This is a genomic window from Intrasporangium flavum (assembly GCF_001956915.1).
GTDB classification, from domain to species: Bacteria; Actinomycetota; Actinomycetes; order Actinomycetales; family Dermatophilaceae; genus Monashia; species Monashia flava.
This window is the reverse complement of the sequence record NZ_MLJO01000007.1, coordinates 58,678-74,052: the sequence shown is the minus strand read 5'-3', so window position 1 is coordinate 74,052 and position 15,375 is coordinate 58,678. Positions and strand designations below refer to the sequence as shown.

Genomic DNA, 15,375 nt, shown 5'->3' with positions numbered 1-15,375 from the left:
CCCTTCATGAACCGTCGCATTCTCGTCATCCTCGTGGCCGTCGTCCTGGCCGTGGGTGGCGGCGCGCTGGTCGTCATGTACGCGCAGAACGCCGACGCCCGCGCCATCGCCGAGCAGTCGCCGGCCCCCGTCTGGGTCGCGCAGAAGATCATCCCGGCAGGGACGAGCCTCAAGGACGCGCAACGCACCGGCCTCATCGCCCAGACCTACGTGCCGGCCAAGGCCGTCCCGGTGGGGGCGCTGCAGGACATCAACGCCGACAACAACGCGCTGCTGGCCGTCAACGACGTCCAGGCCGGCGAGTACCTGCTCGCGGCCCGGTTCGGCACCCAGCCGGCCGGCACCAAGGCCATCGAGGTCCCGAGCGGCATGCTCGCGGTGTCGCTGTCCCTGTCCGACCCGGCGCGCGTCGGCAAGTTCGTGACGCCCGGTTCGCACATCGCGATCTACCAGAGCTACACGATCAAGGACCTCAGCAACACGCCCGAGGCCAAGATCCTCAACGACAACCAGGTCAAGGGCACGAGCCTCCTCATGGGCGACGTCACCGTCATCGCCATGGGTGACGCGCCGCTGTCCGGCGCGGCGGCCCAACCCTTGGCCGAGGGCCAGTCGCCCACGTCGCAGGGCGCCGCCGGCGGGTTCCTCGTCACCGTCGCCGTGAAGCCGACCGACGCCCCGCTGCTGATCCACGGCATCCAGAACCGAACGCTCTACGCTGCACTTCGAGGCTCCGATGTCCAGATCGACCCGAAGCAGGAGGTCACGGACCTCCAGTTGAGAGATGCGGTGACTTCGCAATGACGATCCTCTGGGACTTCGACCCCCAAGCCGTCGACACGTACCGGTTCGCCCTCGGGGGCGACGCGGTCCTGCTCACCTCGGGCCCACGCGTCAGCCGTGCACTCGAGGAGGATCGCAACCACGCGCTCGTCGTCATCGGGCCCGACATCGACCTCGACCTGGCCTGCGAGCTCGCCGAGCGCGAGCGCATCGACCGCCCCGAGCTCGGCGTCATCCTGCTCCGGCACCGCCTCGACGTGACGGCGCTCGCGCAGGCCCTGCGCAGCGGCGTCCGCGAGGTCGTCCAGGCGGACGACCAGACGGCGCTCGCCGAGGCGGTCCGCCGCTCGATGGCGCTCACCCAGCAGCTCTCGGGCCACAGCGCCGTCACCGGCGGCCGCGACGGCAAGGTCATCACGGTCTTCTCGGCCAAGGGCGGCGTCGGCAAGACGACGATGTCGACCAACCTCGCCACCTATCTCGCGTCCACCGGCGCCAAGACGCTCCTCGTCGACCTCGACCTCATGTTCGGCGACGTCGCGATCAGCCTCCAGCTGCAGCCGCGCGGGTCGGTCCGCGACGTCGTCGCGATGAGCGGGCACCTCGACGAGGCCGGCGTGCAGTCGGTCGTCACGACGCACCCGGACAGCAGCCTCGACGTCATCGCCGCACCTGCCGACCCGGCCGACGCCGACCGCGTGCCCTCGCACGTCGTCGTCGAGCTGCTCCGCGTCGCTCGGGGCCTCTACGACTACGTCCTCGTCGACACCCCGCCGTCGTTCACCGAGCACGTGCTCGCGTCGTTCGACGTCAGCGACCTCACGGTCCTCATCGCGACGCTCGACATCCCCGCGGTGAAGAACCTCCGCATCGCCATCAACACGCTCGACACGCTCGGCGCCTCGAAGGAGGCCCGCACGATCGTGCTCAACCGCTCCGACGCGAAGGTCGGCCTCAAGCCCGACGACGTCGAGGCGGCCCTCAAGACGCCGATCTCGGCCAACGTGCCCAACAGCCTCACGGTCCCGGCGTCGGTCAACCGCGGCGTCGCGCTCGTCATCGACGAGCCGCGCAACCCGGTGTCGATGGCGATCCGCGAGCTCGCCGACCACGAGATCCGACGCCGGTTCGGCGAGGACATGCAGAACGGTGCGAAGCGTGGCAGCTTCAGCCTCCTGAGGAGCAAGCGATGAGCAACCTGGCAGACCGTCTCGACCGCGCCCGCGCGGCACAGGTCGTCGACCACTCGACCAACGGCTACGGCGCCGAGTCGCCGGCCAAGCGCCGCAACGTCGACCCGTTCGCCACGGTCAAGGAGCGCGTGCACGCCGCGCTCGTCGAGTCGCTCGGCCCGCGCCTCTACGACCCGCACCTGGCCGAGAGCGAGCTCGCCGCCCAGGTGCGCCAGACGCTCCAGGACGTCATCGACTCCGAGCAGACGCCGCTGTCGCACTCCGACCGGACGCGCATCGCCCAGGACGTCAGCGACGACATCCTCGGCCACGGCCCCCTCGAGCCCTACCTCCGCGACGCGGAGGTCAGCGAGATCATGGTCAACGGCCCGGAGGACATCTACATCGAGCGCGACGGCAAGCTCTTCCCCGTCGAGGCCCGATTCAATGACGAGGCGCACCTGCGCCGCACCATCGACAAGATCGTCGGACGCGTCGGCCGGCGCGTCGACGAGTCGAGCCCGATGGTCGACGCCCGCCTCCCCGACGGATCGCGTGTCAACGCCGTCGTGCCGCCGATCGCCCTCGATGGCTCGATGCTGACGATCCGAAAGTTCGCCGCCGACCCGTTCAACGACCGTGACCTCATCTCCTTCGGCACGTTCACGCCGATGGTGCGCGACTTCCTCGAGGCCTGCGTCCGTGGCCGCCGCAACATCATCATCAGCGGCGGTACCGGCTCCGGAAAGACGACGACGCTCAACGTCATCAGCTCCTTCCTGCCGCACGACGAGCGCATCGTCACAATCGAGGACGCCGCCGAGCTCCAGCTCCAGCAGGACCACGTGCTGCGCCTCGAGGCCCGTCCGGCCAATATCGAGGGCCGCGGCCAGATCTCGATCCGCGAGCTCGTCAAGAACACCCTGCGCATGCGCCCCGACCGCATCATCGTCGGTGAGATCCGCGACGGCGCCGCGCTCGACATGCTCCAGGCCATGAACACCGGCCACGACGGCTCGATCACCACCGTGCACGCCAACAGCCCGCGCGACAGCCTCGCCCGTCTCGAGACGATGGTCCTCATGGCCGGCGTCGAGCTGCCGGTGCGCGCCATCCGCGAGCAGGTGGCCGGTGCCGTCGACCTCATCGTGCAGCAGTCGCGCCTCAAGGACGGCTCGCGCAAGATCACCGCGATCTCCGAGGTCGTCGGCATGGAGTCCGACGTCATCACGCTGCAGGACATCTTCACCTTCAACTACGGTGCCGGGCGCGACGAGAACGGCCGGTTCCTCGGCACGCTCCAGCCCACCGGCATCCGCCCGAAGTTCGCGCAGGACCTCGCCGACGTCGGCGTCGAGCTGCCCGTCTCGCTGTTCGCCCGGACCGGACTGTGAGCGCGGGACGTCGTCGACTCGCGCTCGTCCTGGCCGCTGCTGCGGCCGGGCTGCTCGCCCTGCCCTCGGCCGCCCGCGCCGACGACCCCGTCACCGTGGGCCTCAGCAGCGTCTCGGGCACGAGCCAGGGCGACGCGTCGACCCTGACCGGTGTGCTGACGATCCGCAGCAAGTCCGACGTGCAGGTCGACCCGTCGAGCCTCAAGGTGACCATCGACGGCGTCGACTACCCGGTGGCCGTCAAGCAGGCGCCGAAGCGCGACCGTCGCTCGATCATCCTCATCGACACGAGCGGCTCGATGGGCGTCGCCGGCATGCTGACCGTGCGCAAGGCGGTCGCGGCCTACCTCAAGACGGTGCCCTCCGACGTCAAGGTCGGCGTCGGCTCCTTCGCCGACACCGCGGGCATCGACCTGCCGCCGACGCTCGACCGTGGGGGTGCCCAGCGCGTGGCCAACGGGCTCGCCTCGCGGGGGTCCACCAGCCTCTACGAGGGCGTGCAGGACGCCGTAGCCGGCCTTGGTCCCCGAGGTGACCGCAGCATCATGCTGCTCAGCGACGGCGCCGACACGATCGCGAACGACCCGGCCAAGGCGCTGGCCACCACGGTCGCCAAGCTCAAGGCGGCCGACATCCGCGTCGACGTCGTGCGCTTCAACACCAACGACCCGAAGGCGAGCGCGGCCCTGCAGCAGCTGGCTTCTGCCAGTGGCGGTTCCGTCGTCGCCGCCGACAACTCGGCCGCGGTCGCGTCGGCCTTCCAGACGTCCGCGCAGGCGCTCAACAAGCAGGTGCAGGTCACGATCGAGGTGCCGAAGGGCCTCGACGGCGCGCACGAGTACACGATCAGTGGCACCGCCGGCGGCCAGCCGTTCACCTTCGCCAAGCAGACGTCGTTCGCCGCGCCCGCCGCGACGCCGTCCAAGCCGACCCCGACGCCGAGCGGCTCCGTCGCCCCGGCCGTGGCTGCCGGCGGTACCGACGTCGCGCTCGCCCCGGTCACGAACAGCGACCGCACCCCGCTCATCGCCGCCGGCCTGCTGGGCGTCGCCCTGCTCGCCGGCATCGGCGCGGCCCTGACCCCGACCCTTCAGACCAAGAAGGAGCGACGCGTCGCGGCCATCGAGACCTACGTCGCGGGCACCGACATGGGGCTGTCGCGCCAGGAGATGAAGGCCGCACAGAGCACCATCACCGCCCAGCTGCTCGACATCGGTGACCGGGTCATGAAGGACCGCAAGTCGACGAGCAAGACGATGGCACTCATCGAGAAGGCCGACCTGCCCTTCCGGGCGGGGGAGTGGCTCATCCTGCGCATCGTCGCCGTCATCGTCGGCGCCGCGGTGGGCTTCTTCCTCGCCGGCGACGCCAAGATCGTCGGGCTCGTGCTCGGCTCGGTCTTCGGGGTGATCGGGATGCCGGCCTTCCTGCGGATCGCCGCCGGCCGCCGTGCGGCCAAGTTCGAGTCCCAGCTGCCCGGCATTCTCCTGCTCGTCTCGACGAGCCTCCGCAGCGGTTTCGGCCTCCCGCAGGCGCTCGAGGCCGTGGCCCGCGACGCCGCCGAGCCGAGCGGCAAGGAGTTCAGCCGCGCGCTCGCCGAGACCCGCATCGGTACCGACCTGTCGGACGCGCTCGAGCGCGTCGGCCACCGGCTCGACAGCAGCGCCATGCACTGGACGGTCATGGCGATCCGCATCCAGCGCGAGGTCGGCGGCAACCTCGCCGACACGCTGCGCACCACGGCCAACACGCTGCGTGAGCGGGAGGCGCTGCACCGCCAGGTCAAGACGCTGTCGGCCGAGGGGCGCCTGTCGGCCTACATCCTCATCGCCCTGCCGATCTTCCTCTTCTTCTACATGCTCCGCGTCAACTACGACTACGTCAGCCTGCTGTGGACCACGACCATCGGCCTGTTCATGAGCATCGGCGGACTCGTCGCCCTCGGGGTCGGTGTCGTGTGGATGCGCAACGTCGTCAAGATCGAGGTCTGAGATGAACGTCAACCCGGTCTACGTCGCGGCCGCGCTCGTCGCCATCGGCCTGATGGTCGCCGTGCTGTCGATGTCGTTCGGCACGAGCGAGCCGCGCGGCGTCGCCAAGTCGCTCATGCTCATCGAGGACAGCGTCACGAGCCGGTCCGTCGTCACCGCCGACCTCGGCGCGAGGGACCGCCTCGTCACCCCCGTGTTCGACCGCACCAAGTCGCTGGCGATGGCCTTGTCGCCCAAGGGAACCGACGACCGGTTCACCTTGATGCTCGACCGAGCGGGCAACCCGTCCCCCTGGACGGTGGAGCGGATCATGGGCGCCAAGGGCGTCTGCCTGCTCCTCGGCATCGTGCTCGGTGCTGTCTACGGCAGCTTCACGCTCGTCAGCGTCGTGTACGGCCTGCTGCTCGGTGCCGTCTTCTTCTTCCTGCCCGACCTGCTGCTCTACAACGCCGGCATGCGCCGCCAGGAGCAGACGAGCAAGAGCCTCGCCGACGCCCTCGACATGCTCACCGTCTGCGTCGAGGCCGGCCAGGGCTTCGACGCCGCGTTGCTGCAGGTGGCCCGCAACGTCGACGGCCCGATCTCCGGCGAGTTCGCCCGCGTCATCTCCGAGATCCAGATCGGCAAGTCGCGCGGCGAGGCCTTCTCGGCCATGGGTGACCGCGTCACCCTTCCCGAGGTCAAGAACTTCGTCACGGCCCTCGTCCAGGCCGACCGGCTCGGCCTGCCGATCGCGGCCGTCCTGCGCGAGCAGACCGCGAACATGCGCCTCGTGCGCAAGCAGAAGGCGGAGGAGAAGGCCCAGAAGGTCACCATCAAGATCCTCTTCCCGCTCATGACGTGCATCCTGCCGGCCCTCTTCATCGTCATCATCGGCCCCGGCGCGATCAACATGGCCAAGGCCTTCGGCGGCGGCTGACCGGGACCGTGGTCGCTCTTCCCGAGGCCCGACCCCTCGAACGGGGCGCCGAGGCCGGCGCGCGGCGGGACTCGCCCGTCGCGCGCATCGGTTGGCTCCTGCCCGGTGCCGTCCTCGCGCTCTTCGCCGTCAAGTCGCTGGGCCCGGTGCGCGACCCCGACACCTTCTGGCACCTGCGTGCGGGCGAGCATCTGCTGAGCACCGGCCAGTTCGTCCTCGACGACCCGTTCGGTGCTGGAGCCCAGCGGCCATGGATCCTCAACCAGTGGATGCCCGAGGTGCTGCTCCACGGCGCCGATGCGGCGTTCGGGCTGCCGGGCGTCGCGTGGCTGCTGTGCCTCGCGACCGTCCTCGTCGGGGTCTGCCTGTGGGTCGCGTGTCGGCGGCGGTCGTCGGCCCTCGTGACCGCCCTGGTGCTGGCCGTGGCGTTCGTCGCGATGGGAGGCAGCCTCTCCCCGCGCCCGCAGCTGGTGACGTTCGGCCTGGCGGCGCTCAGCGTCGACGCGTGGTGGCGCACCCTGGCCGACGGCCGGGCGCGCTGGTGGCTGGTGCCGATCACGTGGCTGTGGGCGTGCTCGCACGGGATGTGGTTCGTCGGCCCGGGCATCGGCGTGCTCGCCGTCGTCGGCGGTGTGCTCGACGGGCGCTGGCGTCTGCGACGGGCCTCGAGGCTCGTGCTCGTGCCGGTGCTGTCGGTCGCCGTCGCCGCGGTGACCCCAGTGGGTCCGCGGCTGTTCCTGTCGCCGTTCCAGGTGGCCGACGTGACGCCGTTCGTCAGCGAGTGGCAGGCCACCTCGCTCGGCGACCCCGGTCTCTGGGCCACGCTGGCCCTTCTCGTGCCCGTCGCCGTCCTCGTCCGGCGCCGTGAGCTGCGTTGGACGACAGCGCTGTTCGCGGCTGTGGCCGTGTACCTGGCGTTCTCCCACTCGCGCACTGTGGCCCTGGCCGCGGTGATCGTGGCCCCTCTCGCGGCTGCTGCGCTGCAGTCGCTCCTGCCTGTCCCTCGCGAGCCCGTCGCGCGCAGTGAGCGGGTGGCCACGGTGGTCCTGCCGGCCGCGGCCCTGGCCCTCGTCGCGCTGCTGGCGCCGTCGGTGGCGTCACGCCCGGCGCTCGGAGCGCCGACGCTCGACCGTCCGCTGTCCGCGCTTCCCGCAGGCACCGTGGTGTGCAGCGACGAGGCCGTCGGGGGTTGGCTCGAGTGGGCGCACCCGACGCTGCGTCCCACGATGGACACCCGCGTCGAGATCCGCACGGCCGAGCGCATCGCGTCCTACCACCGGTTCGTCACCGGTGCCGCGGTTTGGCAGGAGTACCCGACCGAGCTGCACTGTGACGCAGCGCTGCTCGCCAACGACTCACGCGTCCTGACACTCATGACCGGCGCAAGCTGGACCCGCACCGCCGCGGGCGACGGCTACGTTCTCCTGGCAGAGCCGCGATGACGAGGCCGAGTGGCGAGCGCGCCGAGCTCGACGACGCGGCGACGCCCCCGGTAGCGCCGGCCAGGCCGGGCACATCCAGCCCGCCTGACGCGTCCGGCGGGCTTGGGGGTCGGCGTGAAGACCTCGGCCGCGTCGTCCGTCTCGCGCTCTGGGTCAGCCTGCCCGTGGCGCTGTGGGTGCTGGCACTCAGCCGCCTCGACACCTTCGGCACCGACTCGGCGCACGCCTACTGGGCGGTCTGGCGGGTGTCGCCGTACGGCGTCCCGCCCGGCACCCCCGACGCGTTCAACTACTCGCCGGCGTTCGCGCAGCTGATCTGGCCGCTGACGCTGTTGCCGTGGCCGGCCTTCCTCGCGGTGTGGTCGTGCCTGCTCGCAGGTGCCTTGGTCTGGCTGCTCTGGCCACTGCCTCCGCGCTGGCGCTGGCTCACCCTGCTCTACGTCGTGCCGCCGGCCCTCGTCATCGGCAACATCGAGGCGTTCCTCGCCGTCGCGTGCGTCGTCGGCCTGCAGCGTCGCGGGGGCTGGGCGTGGGCGTTCCCGCTGCTGACCAAGGTGACGCCCGGGCTGGGCCCGGTGTGGTTCGCCGTCCGCCGGGAGTGGCGCTCTCTCGCAGTGAGTCTCGGCGCGACGGCCGCCGTCGTGCTCGCCTCGTACCTCGCGGCGCCCGGGCTCTGGGCGGCGTGGCTCGACTTCCTGGTCGGTGCCCCGACCCCGCCGACCCAGGTGTTCTATCCGCCGCTCGTCGTGCGGCTTCCGGTGGCCGTGGCGTTGGCCGCGTGGGCGGCGCACCGTTCCAAACCCGCGTGGCTCGCAGTGGCGATGGTCGTCGCGATGCCCCTCTGGTCGAGCGGCGTCCTCATCCTCCTCGCCGCCGTCCCGCGACTACGACGCGACTCAGTGGCCGCCGCGTCGGCGAAGGGTCTCAGGCGCTGAGGGCGTCCGCGTCGGTGTCGGCGTTCGCGTCGGCGCGGGCGGCGAGGGTCGAGAGGAGCTCGGCGAGCTCGGCGCGGCGCTCGTCGGTGACGGTGAACTCGCCGGCGGGGGAGACGTCCTGGGTGAAGACGAGGCCGGTGGAGCCGACGACGTCGGCCTTGACGTGGCCGAGGACCTTGGTGAGGTCGGCCGTGGCGTCGGTCGCGCCGGTCCAGCCGTAGCCGACGAGGGCGACAGGCTTGGCGTGCCACTCGGCGAAGAGGTAGTCGACCGCGTTCTTGATCGGGGCCGGGAAGCTGCGGTTGTACTGCGGCGTCACGACGACGACGGCGTCGGCCTCGAAGACCTGCTTGGCCCAGGCCAGGGTGTGCGGCTTGGCGTAGTTGCCGTTCTTCGGCATGTCCTCTTCGTCGAAGAACGGGAGGGTCGACAGGTCGACGATCTCGACCTGCCACTCGTCCGTAGGCGCCTGGGCGGCGACCCACTCGGCCACCACGGGGCCGATGCGGCCGGGACGGGTGCTGGACACGACGACACGAAGCTGCTTCACGGTGTCAACGAATACCACGCAACCGGACCTCAGTCCGAATCGAGCTCGCCCGGATCGGCGCTGGGTGCCCGTAGCCCCCGTCGCGCAGGGCCCACGACCAGTCCCGCAGAGCGGAAGCGAAACGGACATGTGCCAGCTGACGGGCCGCCGCGACTGTTCAGGCGCGGCTGCCCTTGGTGCGGGGCTTCTTCTGGAAGCCGCCGCGACGCGAGCCGTCGTCGCGTGTCAGCTCGATGAGCTGACCCGAGATGCGGGTGGAGCGCAGCTTCTCCCACGTGCCGGGCGGCAGCGTCGCCGGCAGCTCGACGATGGAGTGGTCGGCGCGGATGTCGATGTGGCCGAAGTCCTGTCGTCCCAGGCCGCCTTCGTTCGCGAGGGCGCCGACGATCTGGCGAGGCTCGACCTTCTGCCGACGACCGACCGAGATGCGGTAGCCGACCAGCGGCCCCGACGACGGGCCGCGCCGGCCACGCCCGTCCCGTTCGCCCCGAGCCCCGCCCCTGCCCTCCCGGTCGCCGCGGCCTCGCGTGTCGCGGTCGTCACGGCGGCCGCGCGGATCACGATCGTCGAACGTCCTTGCGGGACGGACCGGTTCGGGCTCGAGCAGCATCGGCTCGCCGCCCTGCAGCACCACGGCCAGCGCGGCCGCGACGTCGGCCTCGGGCACGTTGTACTCGTTCACGTAGTGCCCGATGACGTCGCGGAAGAAGTCGACGCGGTCGGTGGCGAGCGCCGCCGTGATGGCGTCGTCGAACCGGGAGAGGCGCGTCGCGTTGATGTCCTCGACGCTCGGCATCGCCATCGGCACGAGCGACTGCCGGGTCGCCTTCTCGATCGCCTTGAGCAGGTGGCGCTCTCGCGGCGTGACGAAGGAGATCGCGTCTCCGCTGCGCCCGGCGCGCCCGGTGCGGCCGATCCGGTGCACGTAGGACTCGGTGTCGGTCGGGATGTCGTAGTTGACGACATGGCTGATCCGCTCGACGTCGAGCCCGCGCGCCGCGACGTCGGTCGCGACGAGGACGTCGAGCTTTCCCGACCTCAGCTGCTCGACGGTGCGCTCGCGTTGGTTCTGGGCGATGTCGCCGTTGATCGCCATCGCCGAGAAGCCTCGCGCCCGGAGCTTCTCCGCCAGCGTCTCGGTCTCGTTCTTCGTGCGGACGAAGACGATCATCCCCTCGAAGTTCTCCACCTCGAGGATGCGCGTGAGGGCGTCGACCTTCTGCGGATACGACACCGTGAGGTAGCGCTGGGTGATGTTCGGTGCCGTGGACGTCTTGGACTTGACGGTGATCTCGACCGGGTCGTGCAGGTACTTCTTGGAGATGCGCCGGATCTGCGAGGGCATCGTCGCCGAGAAGAGTGCGACGTGCTTGTCGTCCGGGGTGTCGGCCAGGATCGTCTCGACGTCCTCGGCGAAGCCCATCTTGAGCATCTCGTCGGCCTCGTCGAGCACGAGGAAGCGCAGCTCACTCAGGTCGAGCGTCCCCTTGTCGAGGTGGTCCATGATGCGGCCGGGCGTACCGACGACGATGTGCACGCCCCGGCGCAGCGCGCTCAGCTGCACGCCGTAGGCCTGCCCGCCGTAGACCGGCAGCACGTGTACGCCCTTGAGGTGGGCGGCATACCGTTCGAACGCCTCGCACACCTGCAGCGCCAGCTCACGCGTAGGCGCGAGGATGAGCGCCTGCGGCGACTTCTGCCTCAGGTCGAGCCGGCTGAGGATCGGAAGGGCGAACGCCGCCGTCTTGCCCGTGCCGGTCTGTGCCAGCCCGACGACGTGGCGGCCCTCGAGCAGGGCCGGGATCGTCGCGGCCTGGATCGGCGACGGGTGCTCGTAGCCCACGTCGCGCAGCGCCTTGAGCACCTTGTCGTCCAGCCCGAGGTCCGCGAAGCTCGTCTCCGCCTCGACGGCCGCACCCTCCGTCCGACCGGGCTCCGAAGGAGGGGCTTCGGCTTCGGGATCGGCGGTCATGGTCTCGGGGCTGTGCTGGCTCACCCCCTGACGGTAGTGCGTCGACAGGGGTGCGCGACACACGTCGCCCAGCCGCAGCCCCAGTGACCGCCGCGCGGCGCGACAAGCCACCTGGGTGTGCGCCGGCGCGGTGAGGCACCGGCGGAGCAGCCGCCAAGCCGAGCCTTGCGTGGCAGACGGAACCGCCCGACCCCCCACATGGGGAGCCGGGCGGTTCGCTGCCAGCACCAACCGTCAGCGCACGACGTACGCCGCCTGCGTCACCTGCGTGACCGTGGCGCCGGTGACGTCGGTGACCGTGACGCGGAGGGCGACGGTCTTGCCCGACGCGCCGGTGTGGTCGACGACCGCGCTCCACGCGTCACCCGTGTGCCGCACCGCGGCATCGGTCCACGTGGTGCCGCCGTCGTAGGACGTCGCCGCCTCGACCGACGCGATGGCGCCCGGCGTGTAACCGGCGTGACCGGTGACGCGCACCGGCAGGACCTGGCCGGCGGCGGCCGGCAGCGTCTTCATGCCGTCCTCGGGCAGCGTGACCCGCGGGAAGAGCAGCGGCAGGCCGCGCGAGAAGACGTCCGGCTCGAGGTGGGAGTGGAAGCCCCACGTCGTCGTCACCTGCATCGAGCGCCGCCACGCCGGGGCCGACGACGGGAACTTCGACTGGCGCAGCGTCAGCTCGTAGCGCGAGTCGCCCGCCGGCACCTCGAAGACGCCGGACGGCCAGGGGCTCGTGCCGATGACCTCGCCGTCGCGGCGCATCTCCAGCGACCCGCCGTCGCCGAAGCTGCCCGGCTGCGCCACGTGGCCCCAGTCGTCGCCGTAGAGCTGCGGCGCGAAGCCCATGAGGTCACCCTGCCGCTCGGCGGTCAGCTGCTCTGCGCCGTCCTCGTCCTGGATCGCGGTCGGGCCGACGACGCCGCCGTGCCAGGCCTCGGTACGGACGCTGCCGGCCGGGTAGCCGTGCCACGTGCCGAGCATCGCCTCGCCGAACGGCAGGCTCGACATGACGAACTGCTCGAACTGCGAGCCGCCGTCGGTGTAGAACTCGCTCCGCCGGCCCGGGACGGGCACGCTGCTGAAGGTCGAGACGCCGAAGCCGAAGCCGCTCGGGCGCCGCACGCTCACCCCGTCGACGAACGCCGTGTCGACGCCCATGGCCGTGTACGTCGCGTCGGTGCGGCCGAGGCTCTTGTCGTGCACGACGTACGTCTTGTCGCTCGTGAACGGCGTCGACTCGGTGAAGCCGAGGGTGTAGACGTACGGGCTGCGCGCCGTGGCCTGCCACGACAGGGTGAGCGTGTTGCCGGGCGCCGACGCCAGGGCGGCACGCAGCGCGTCACCCTCGGCCATCGGCAGGCTGTACGCCGCGACCGAGACCGCCGGGAAGCCCAGGGCCGGAGCCCACCGTCCGGTCGCCGGGCGGTAGAGCAGCAGACCCTTGGCGCCGGACGCCTTGACGGCGTTGACCATCGCGGACGTGAGGTTGCCCGTCGGCGAGGCGAGGCGCACGAGCGCCACCTTGCCGCCGACCTTCTCGGCCGTCAGGTCGGACGCCGTGCCGGCACCGGCGTCCACGAGCGGCGCGCTGCCGGTGCCGTCGAGGCCCGCTGCCGTCACCTCGGGCGCGGTCGGGTGCAGCGTCGCGGCACCCGCGGTCATGGAGGTCACCGCGGGGGCGTAGCCACGCTGGTTGATGCCGAACTCCCACGTGCCGGCCTTCGGCTTGCCCTGCACGTCGGCGTAGAGGGCCCTGACCGTGGAGCCGGCCAGCATCGAGCCGGCGTGCACCCACACGTCGTCCCACTGGCGGGTGAAGGAGAGCACCGAGGCCCGGGCCACGCTCGGCCGGTCGGTCTTGACCGACACGAGGTGCGCCTGGCGCGCGTCGAAGTCGATCGTCGTGTCGCCCGTGATCTGGATCTCGGGGCGCGCGAAGTACGCCATCGAGTCGAGGGTCGGCGCGGCGGCGTCGCCGTCTGGGGACTGGACGAACGCCGACAGCAGGTACGTGCCGGGGCGGATCGCGTACGTCTGCTCGGCCTGGCCGTTGTTGTACCGGCGCTCGCCGCGGGGCGAGTCGGTGTTGACGACGTCGACGCTCGAGGTGCCCGCGGCCGCGTGGCCGAGGCGGTCGGTGAGCCGCAGCGTCAGCGTCACCGTCTCGGGCTGGACGTACATCGCGAACGGCGTCGACACCGTGGTGCCGTCGGCCGTCGTGGCGAGGACGCGGCCGGTGACGTCGCCGTACTGCGCGGCGGTCAGCCTGACCGACGGGTCGACGGCGAGCGGGACCGACGCCGTGCCGTGTGCCGGGACGGTCAGCGTCGAGGTGTTGAGCGTGACGTCGGCCGTCTTGAGCGCGCTGCCGTCGTCGCCGACGAGGCCGGCGACCTTGAGCGACAGGGTGGTCGGGGTGTCGCCGAGGTTGGTGAACGGCACGTCGACCGTGGTGCGCTGCGCCGCCGTGTGCGGCCAGTCGAAGCTGCCGGCCTGGACCGCCCCGCTCGTGACGGTCGCCTTGGTCGCGGCGAACACGTCGAGGCGCCCGGCGCCGACCTCGCGCACGTCGCCCGGCACGGACGACTCCGCCGTGGAGACGAGCGCGGCCTTGAGCTGCGCTCCGGTCCACGACGGGTGGGCCTGCTTGACGACGGCGGCGGCGCCGGCGACGTGCGGTGTGGCCATCGACGTGCCCGACATGGCGACGTACGCGTCGTCGCCACGGCCACCGGAGCGGGCCGCGAGCACCGCGACGCCCGGGGCGGCGATCTCGGGCTTGAGGGTGTGCGTGAACGCGGCCGGGCCGCGGCTGGAGAACCACGCGGTCTGGTCCGCGCTGTCGACCGCGCCGACCGACAGGACGGCGGGCGCGCACGCCGGGGCCGAGACCGTGTTGGTGCCCGGGCCGGTGTTGCCGGCGGCGATGACGAACAGGCTCGTGCTCGTCGTCGACAGCTGCTGGGCGGCAGTCGACAGCGGGTCGGTGCAGTCGCCCACGGGGCCGTTGCTGCCGAGGCTCATCGACACGACGTCGGCGTGCTGGCCGACGGCCCACTCCATGCCGGCGATGATCCCGGAGTAGGAGCCCGAGCCGTAGTCGTCGAGGACCTTGCCGATGAGCAGGTCGGTGCCGGGCGCGACGCCCCTCTCCCGCCCGCCGCTCGCCGCGCCGGAGCCACCGACGGTCGAGGCCGTGTGCGTGCCGTGGCCGTCGGGGTCGGACAGCGCGCCGCCGTAGGAGCCGGTGAAGTCCTGGGAGGCCTTGACGCGGCCGGCGAGGTCGGGGTGCGCGCCGTCGACGCCGGTGTCGAGGACGGCGACCGTGGTGCCGGTGCCGGTCAGGCCCGCCGCCCACGCCTGCGGGGCGTCGACCTGCTTCGTCGACTCCTCGAGGCTCGCGCTGACCTTGCGGTCTAGCCACACCTTCGCGACGCGGGCGCCGGCCGGGGTGGCCCGGCTCGACGCGTCGGCCCAGAAGTCCTTCGCCTTCGCCTTGTCGGTGGCCATGGCAACGGCGCCGATGGACCGGAGCGTGCGCTTCTTCGCCGCGCCGCGCGGGGTGGCGGGCGCGCTGCGCGCGACGTCGACGCCGCCGGTGTAGCCGACGATGATGGGCAGGCTCTGCGTCGACGCGTCGTCGTAGCCCTGCGCGACGAGGCCCGTCACGTTGAAGAGCTCGTCGTCTACGCGTCCGGCGGCGAGGGCCGCGGCCGCGCTCTCCGGGTAGACGTAGAGGTCGCGCCCGACGCGTCGGGTCTCGACCGTCGGGACGGTGCCGTCGGCGTCGGGCAGCACCGTGGCAGAGGGCGATTCGGTGCCCGCGCCGGTGACGACGACGCGGTCGCCGGTGACGAGCGTGACGGTCCTGGGGCGCTGGGCGGCGGCGTTGGTGGCGGCGGCGCCGGCCGACCATGCGGCCGATCCGACGATCGGACGGTCGCGGTCGCCCGCGCCGGGTGATCCCTGGCCGAGGGCCTGGGTCGGGGCCGCAGCCGTCGCGGCGAGTACCGCCGCCGTGGCTGCTCCCAGGGTGGTACGCCAGTTGGGGCGCATGAGTCCTCCGAAGGGGGTGGGTGCGCGGGCCCGCCTGATCGGGCCCGCGCGGCTCGGGGCGCCGGACGGGGAGAGCCCGGCGTGGCCGGACGGGGGAACGTCCGGCGTGCGCCCCAATGTGCCGATGTGACCCGGTCTGCGGAACAATGGCAGGCGGCGGTTGT

General features: G+C 71.8%; 10 protein-coding genes. 7 read left to right on the top strand and 3 right to left on the bottom strand.

Going from position 1 to position 15,375, the window contains the following annotated elements; genetic code table 11:
• The first annotated feature begins 6 nt into the window (after positions 1-6).
• The 7 genes from cpaB to BIV28_RS06290 are packed head-to-tail and all read left to right on the top strand — an operon-like array spanning position 7 to position 8,636.
• Entirely contained in the window at positions 7-804 is a 798-nt protein-coding gene (gene cpaB / locus BIV28_RS06320; RefSeq protein ID WP_076260269.1) for a Flp pilus assembly protein CpaB, read from the top strand.
• Positions 801-1,976 (top strand): CpaE/TadZ family protein, encoded by a 1,176-nt coding sequence (locus BIV28_RS06315; protein ID WP_076260267.1) that lies wholly within the window; start codon positions 801-803, stop codon positions 1,974-1,976. Before cpaB ends, BIV28_RS06315 begins: the two co-directional genes overlap by 4 nt.
• Positions 1,973-3,349, top strand: coding sequence for a TadA family conjugal transfer-associated ATPase (locus BIV28_RS06310; RefSeq protein ID WP_076260265.1), 1,377 nt, complete (start codon positions 1,973-1,975; stop codon positions 3,347-3,349). The genes BIV28_RS06315 and BIV28_RS06310 overlap by 4 nt, the downstream gene beginning before the upstream one ends.
• Positions 3,346-5,340 carry a type II secretion system F family protein gene (locus BIV28_RS06305; RefSeq protein ID WP_076260263.1) on the top strand — a complete coding sequence of 665 codons (1,995 nt, stop codon included), beginning with the start codon at positions 3,346-3,348 and terminating at the stop codon, positions 5,338-5,340. Before BIV28_RS06310 ends, BIV28_RS06305 begins: the two co-directional genes overlap by 4 nt.
• A gap of 1 nt (position 5,341) precedes the next feature.
• Positions 5,342-6,259, top strand: a complete 918-nt coding sequence (locus BIV28_RS06300) for a type II secretion system F family protein (protein ID WP_076260261.1) — start codon at positions 5,342-5,344, stop codon at positions 6,257-6,259.
• Between the two features lie 8 nt (positions 6,260-6,267).
• Positions 6,268-7,701 carry a hypothetical protein gene (locus BIV28_RS06295; RefSeq protein ID WP_076260260.1) on the top strand — a complete coding sequence of 478 codons (1,434 nt, stop codon included), beginning with the start codon at positions 6,268-6,270 and terminating at the stop codon, positions 7,699-7,701.
• A complete protein-coding gene (locus BIV28_RS06290) occupies positions 7,698-8,636 on the top strand; it encodes a glycosyltransferase family 87 protein (protein WP_083707090.1) in 939 nt (312 codons plus the stop codon). Before BIV28_RS06295 ends, BIV28_RS06290 begins: the two co-directional genes overlap by 4 nt.
• On the opposite strand, the gene BIV28_RS06285 is transcribed toward BIV28_RS06290, so the two are convergent.
• The 3 genes from BIV28_RS06285 to BIV28_RS06275 form a co-directional block, all read right to left on the bottom strand.
• Positions 8,626-9,186, bottom strand: coding sequence for an NADPH-dependent FMN reductase (locus tag BIV28_RS06285; RefSeq protein WP_076260256.1), 561 nt, complete (start codon positions 9,184-9,186; stop codon positions 8,626-8,628). The two genes, BIV28_RS06290 and BIV28_RS06285, sit on opposite strands and share 11 nt — an antisense overlap.
• A gap of 157 nt (positions 9,187-9,343) precedes the next feature.
• Positions 9,344-11,158, bottom strand: a complete 1,815-nt coding sequence (locus BIV28_RS06280; protein WP_076260359.1) for a DEAD/DEAH box helicase — start codon at positions 11,156-11,158, stop codon at positions 9,344-9,346.
• Positions 11,159-11,392: 234 nt separating this feature from the next.
• A complete protein-coding gene (locus tag BIV28_RS06275; RefSeq protein ID WP_076260254.1) occupies positions 11,393-15,211 on the bottom strand; it encodes a S8 family peptidase in 3,819 nt (1,272 codons plus the stop codon).
• Positions 15,212-15,375 lie beyond the last annotated feature (164 nt).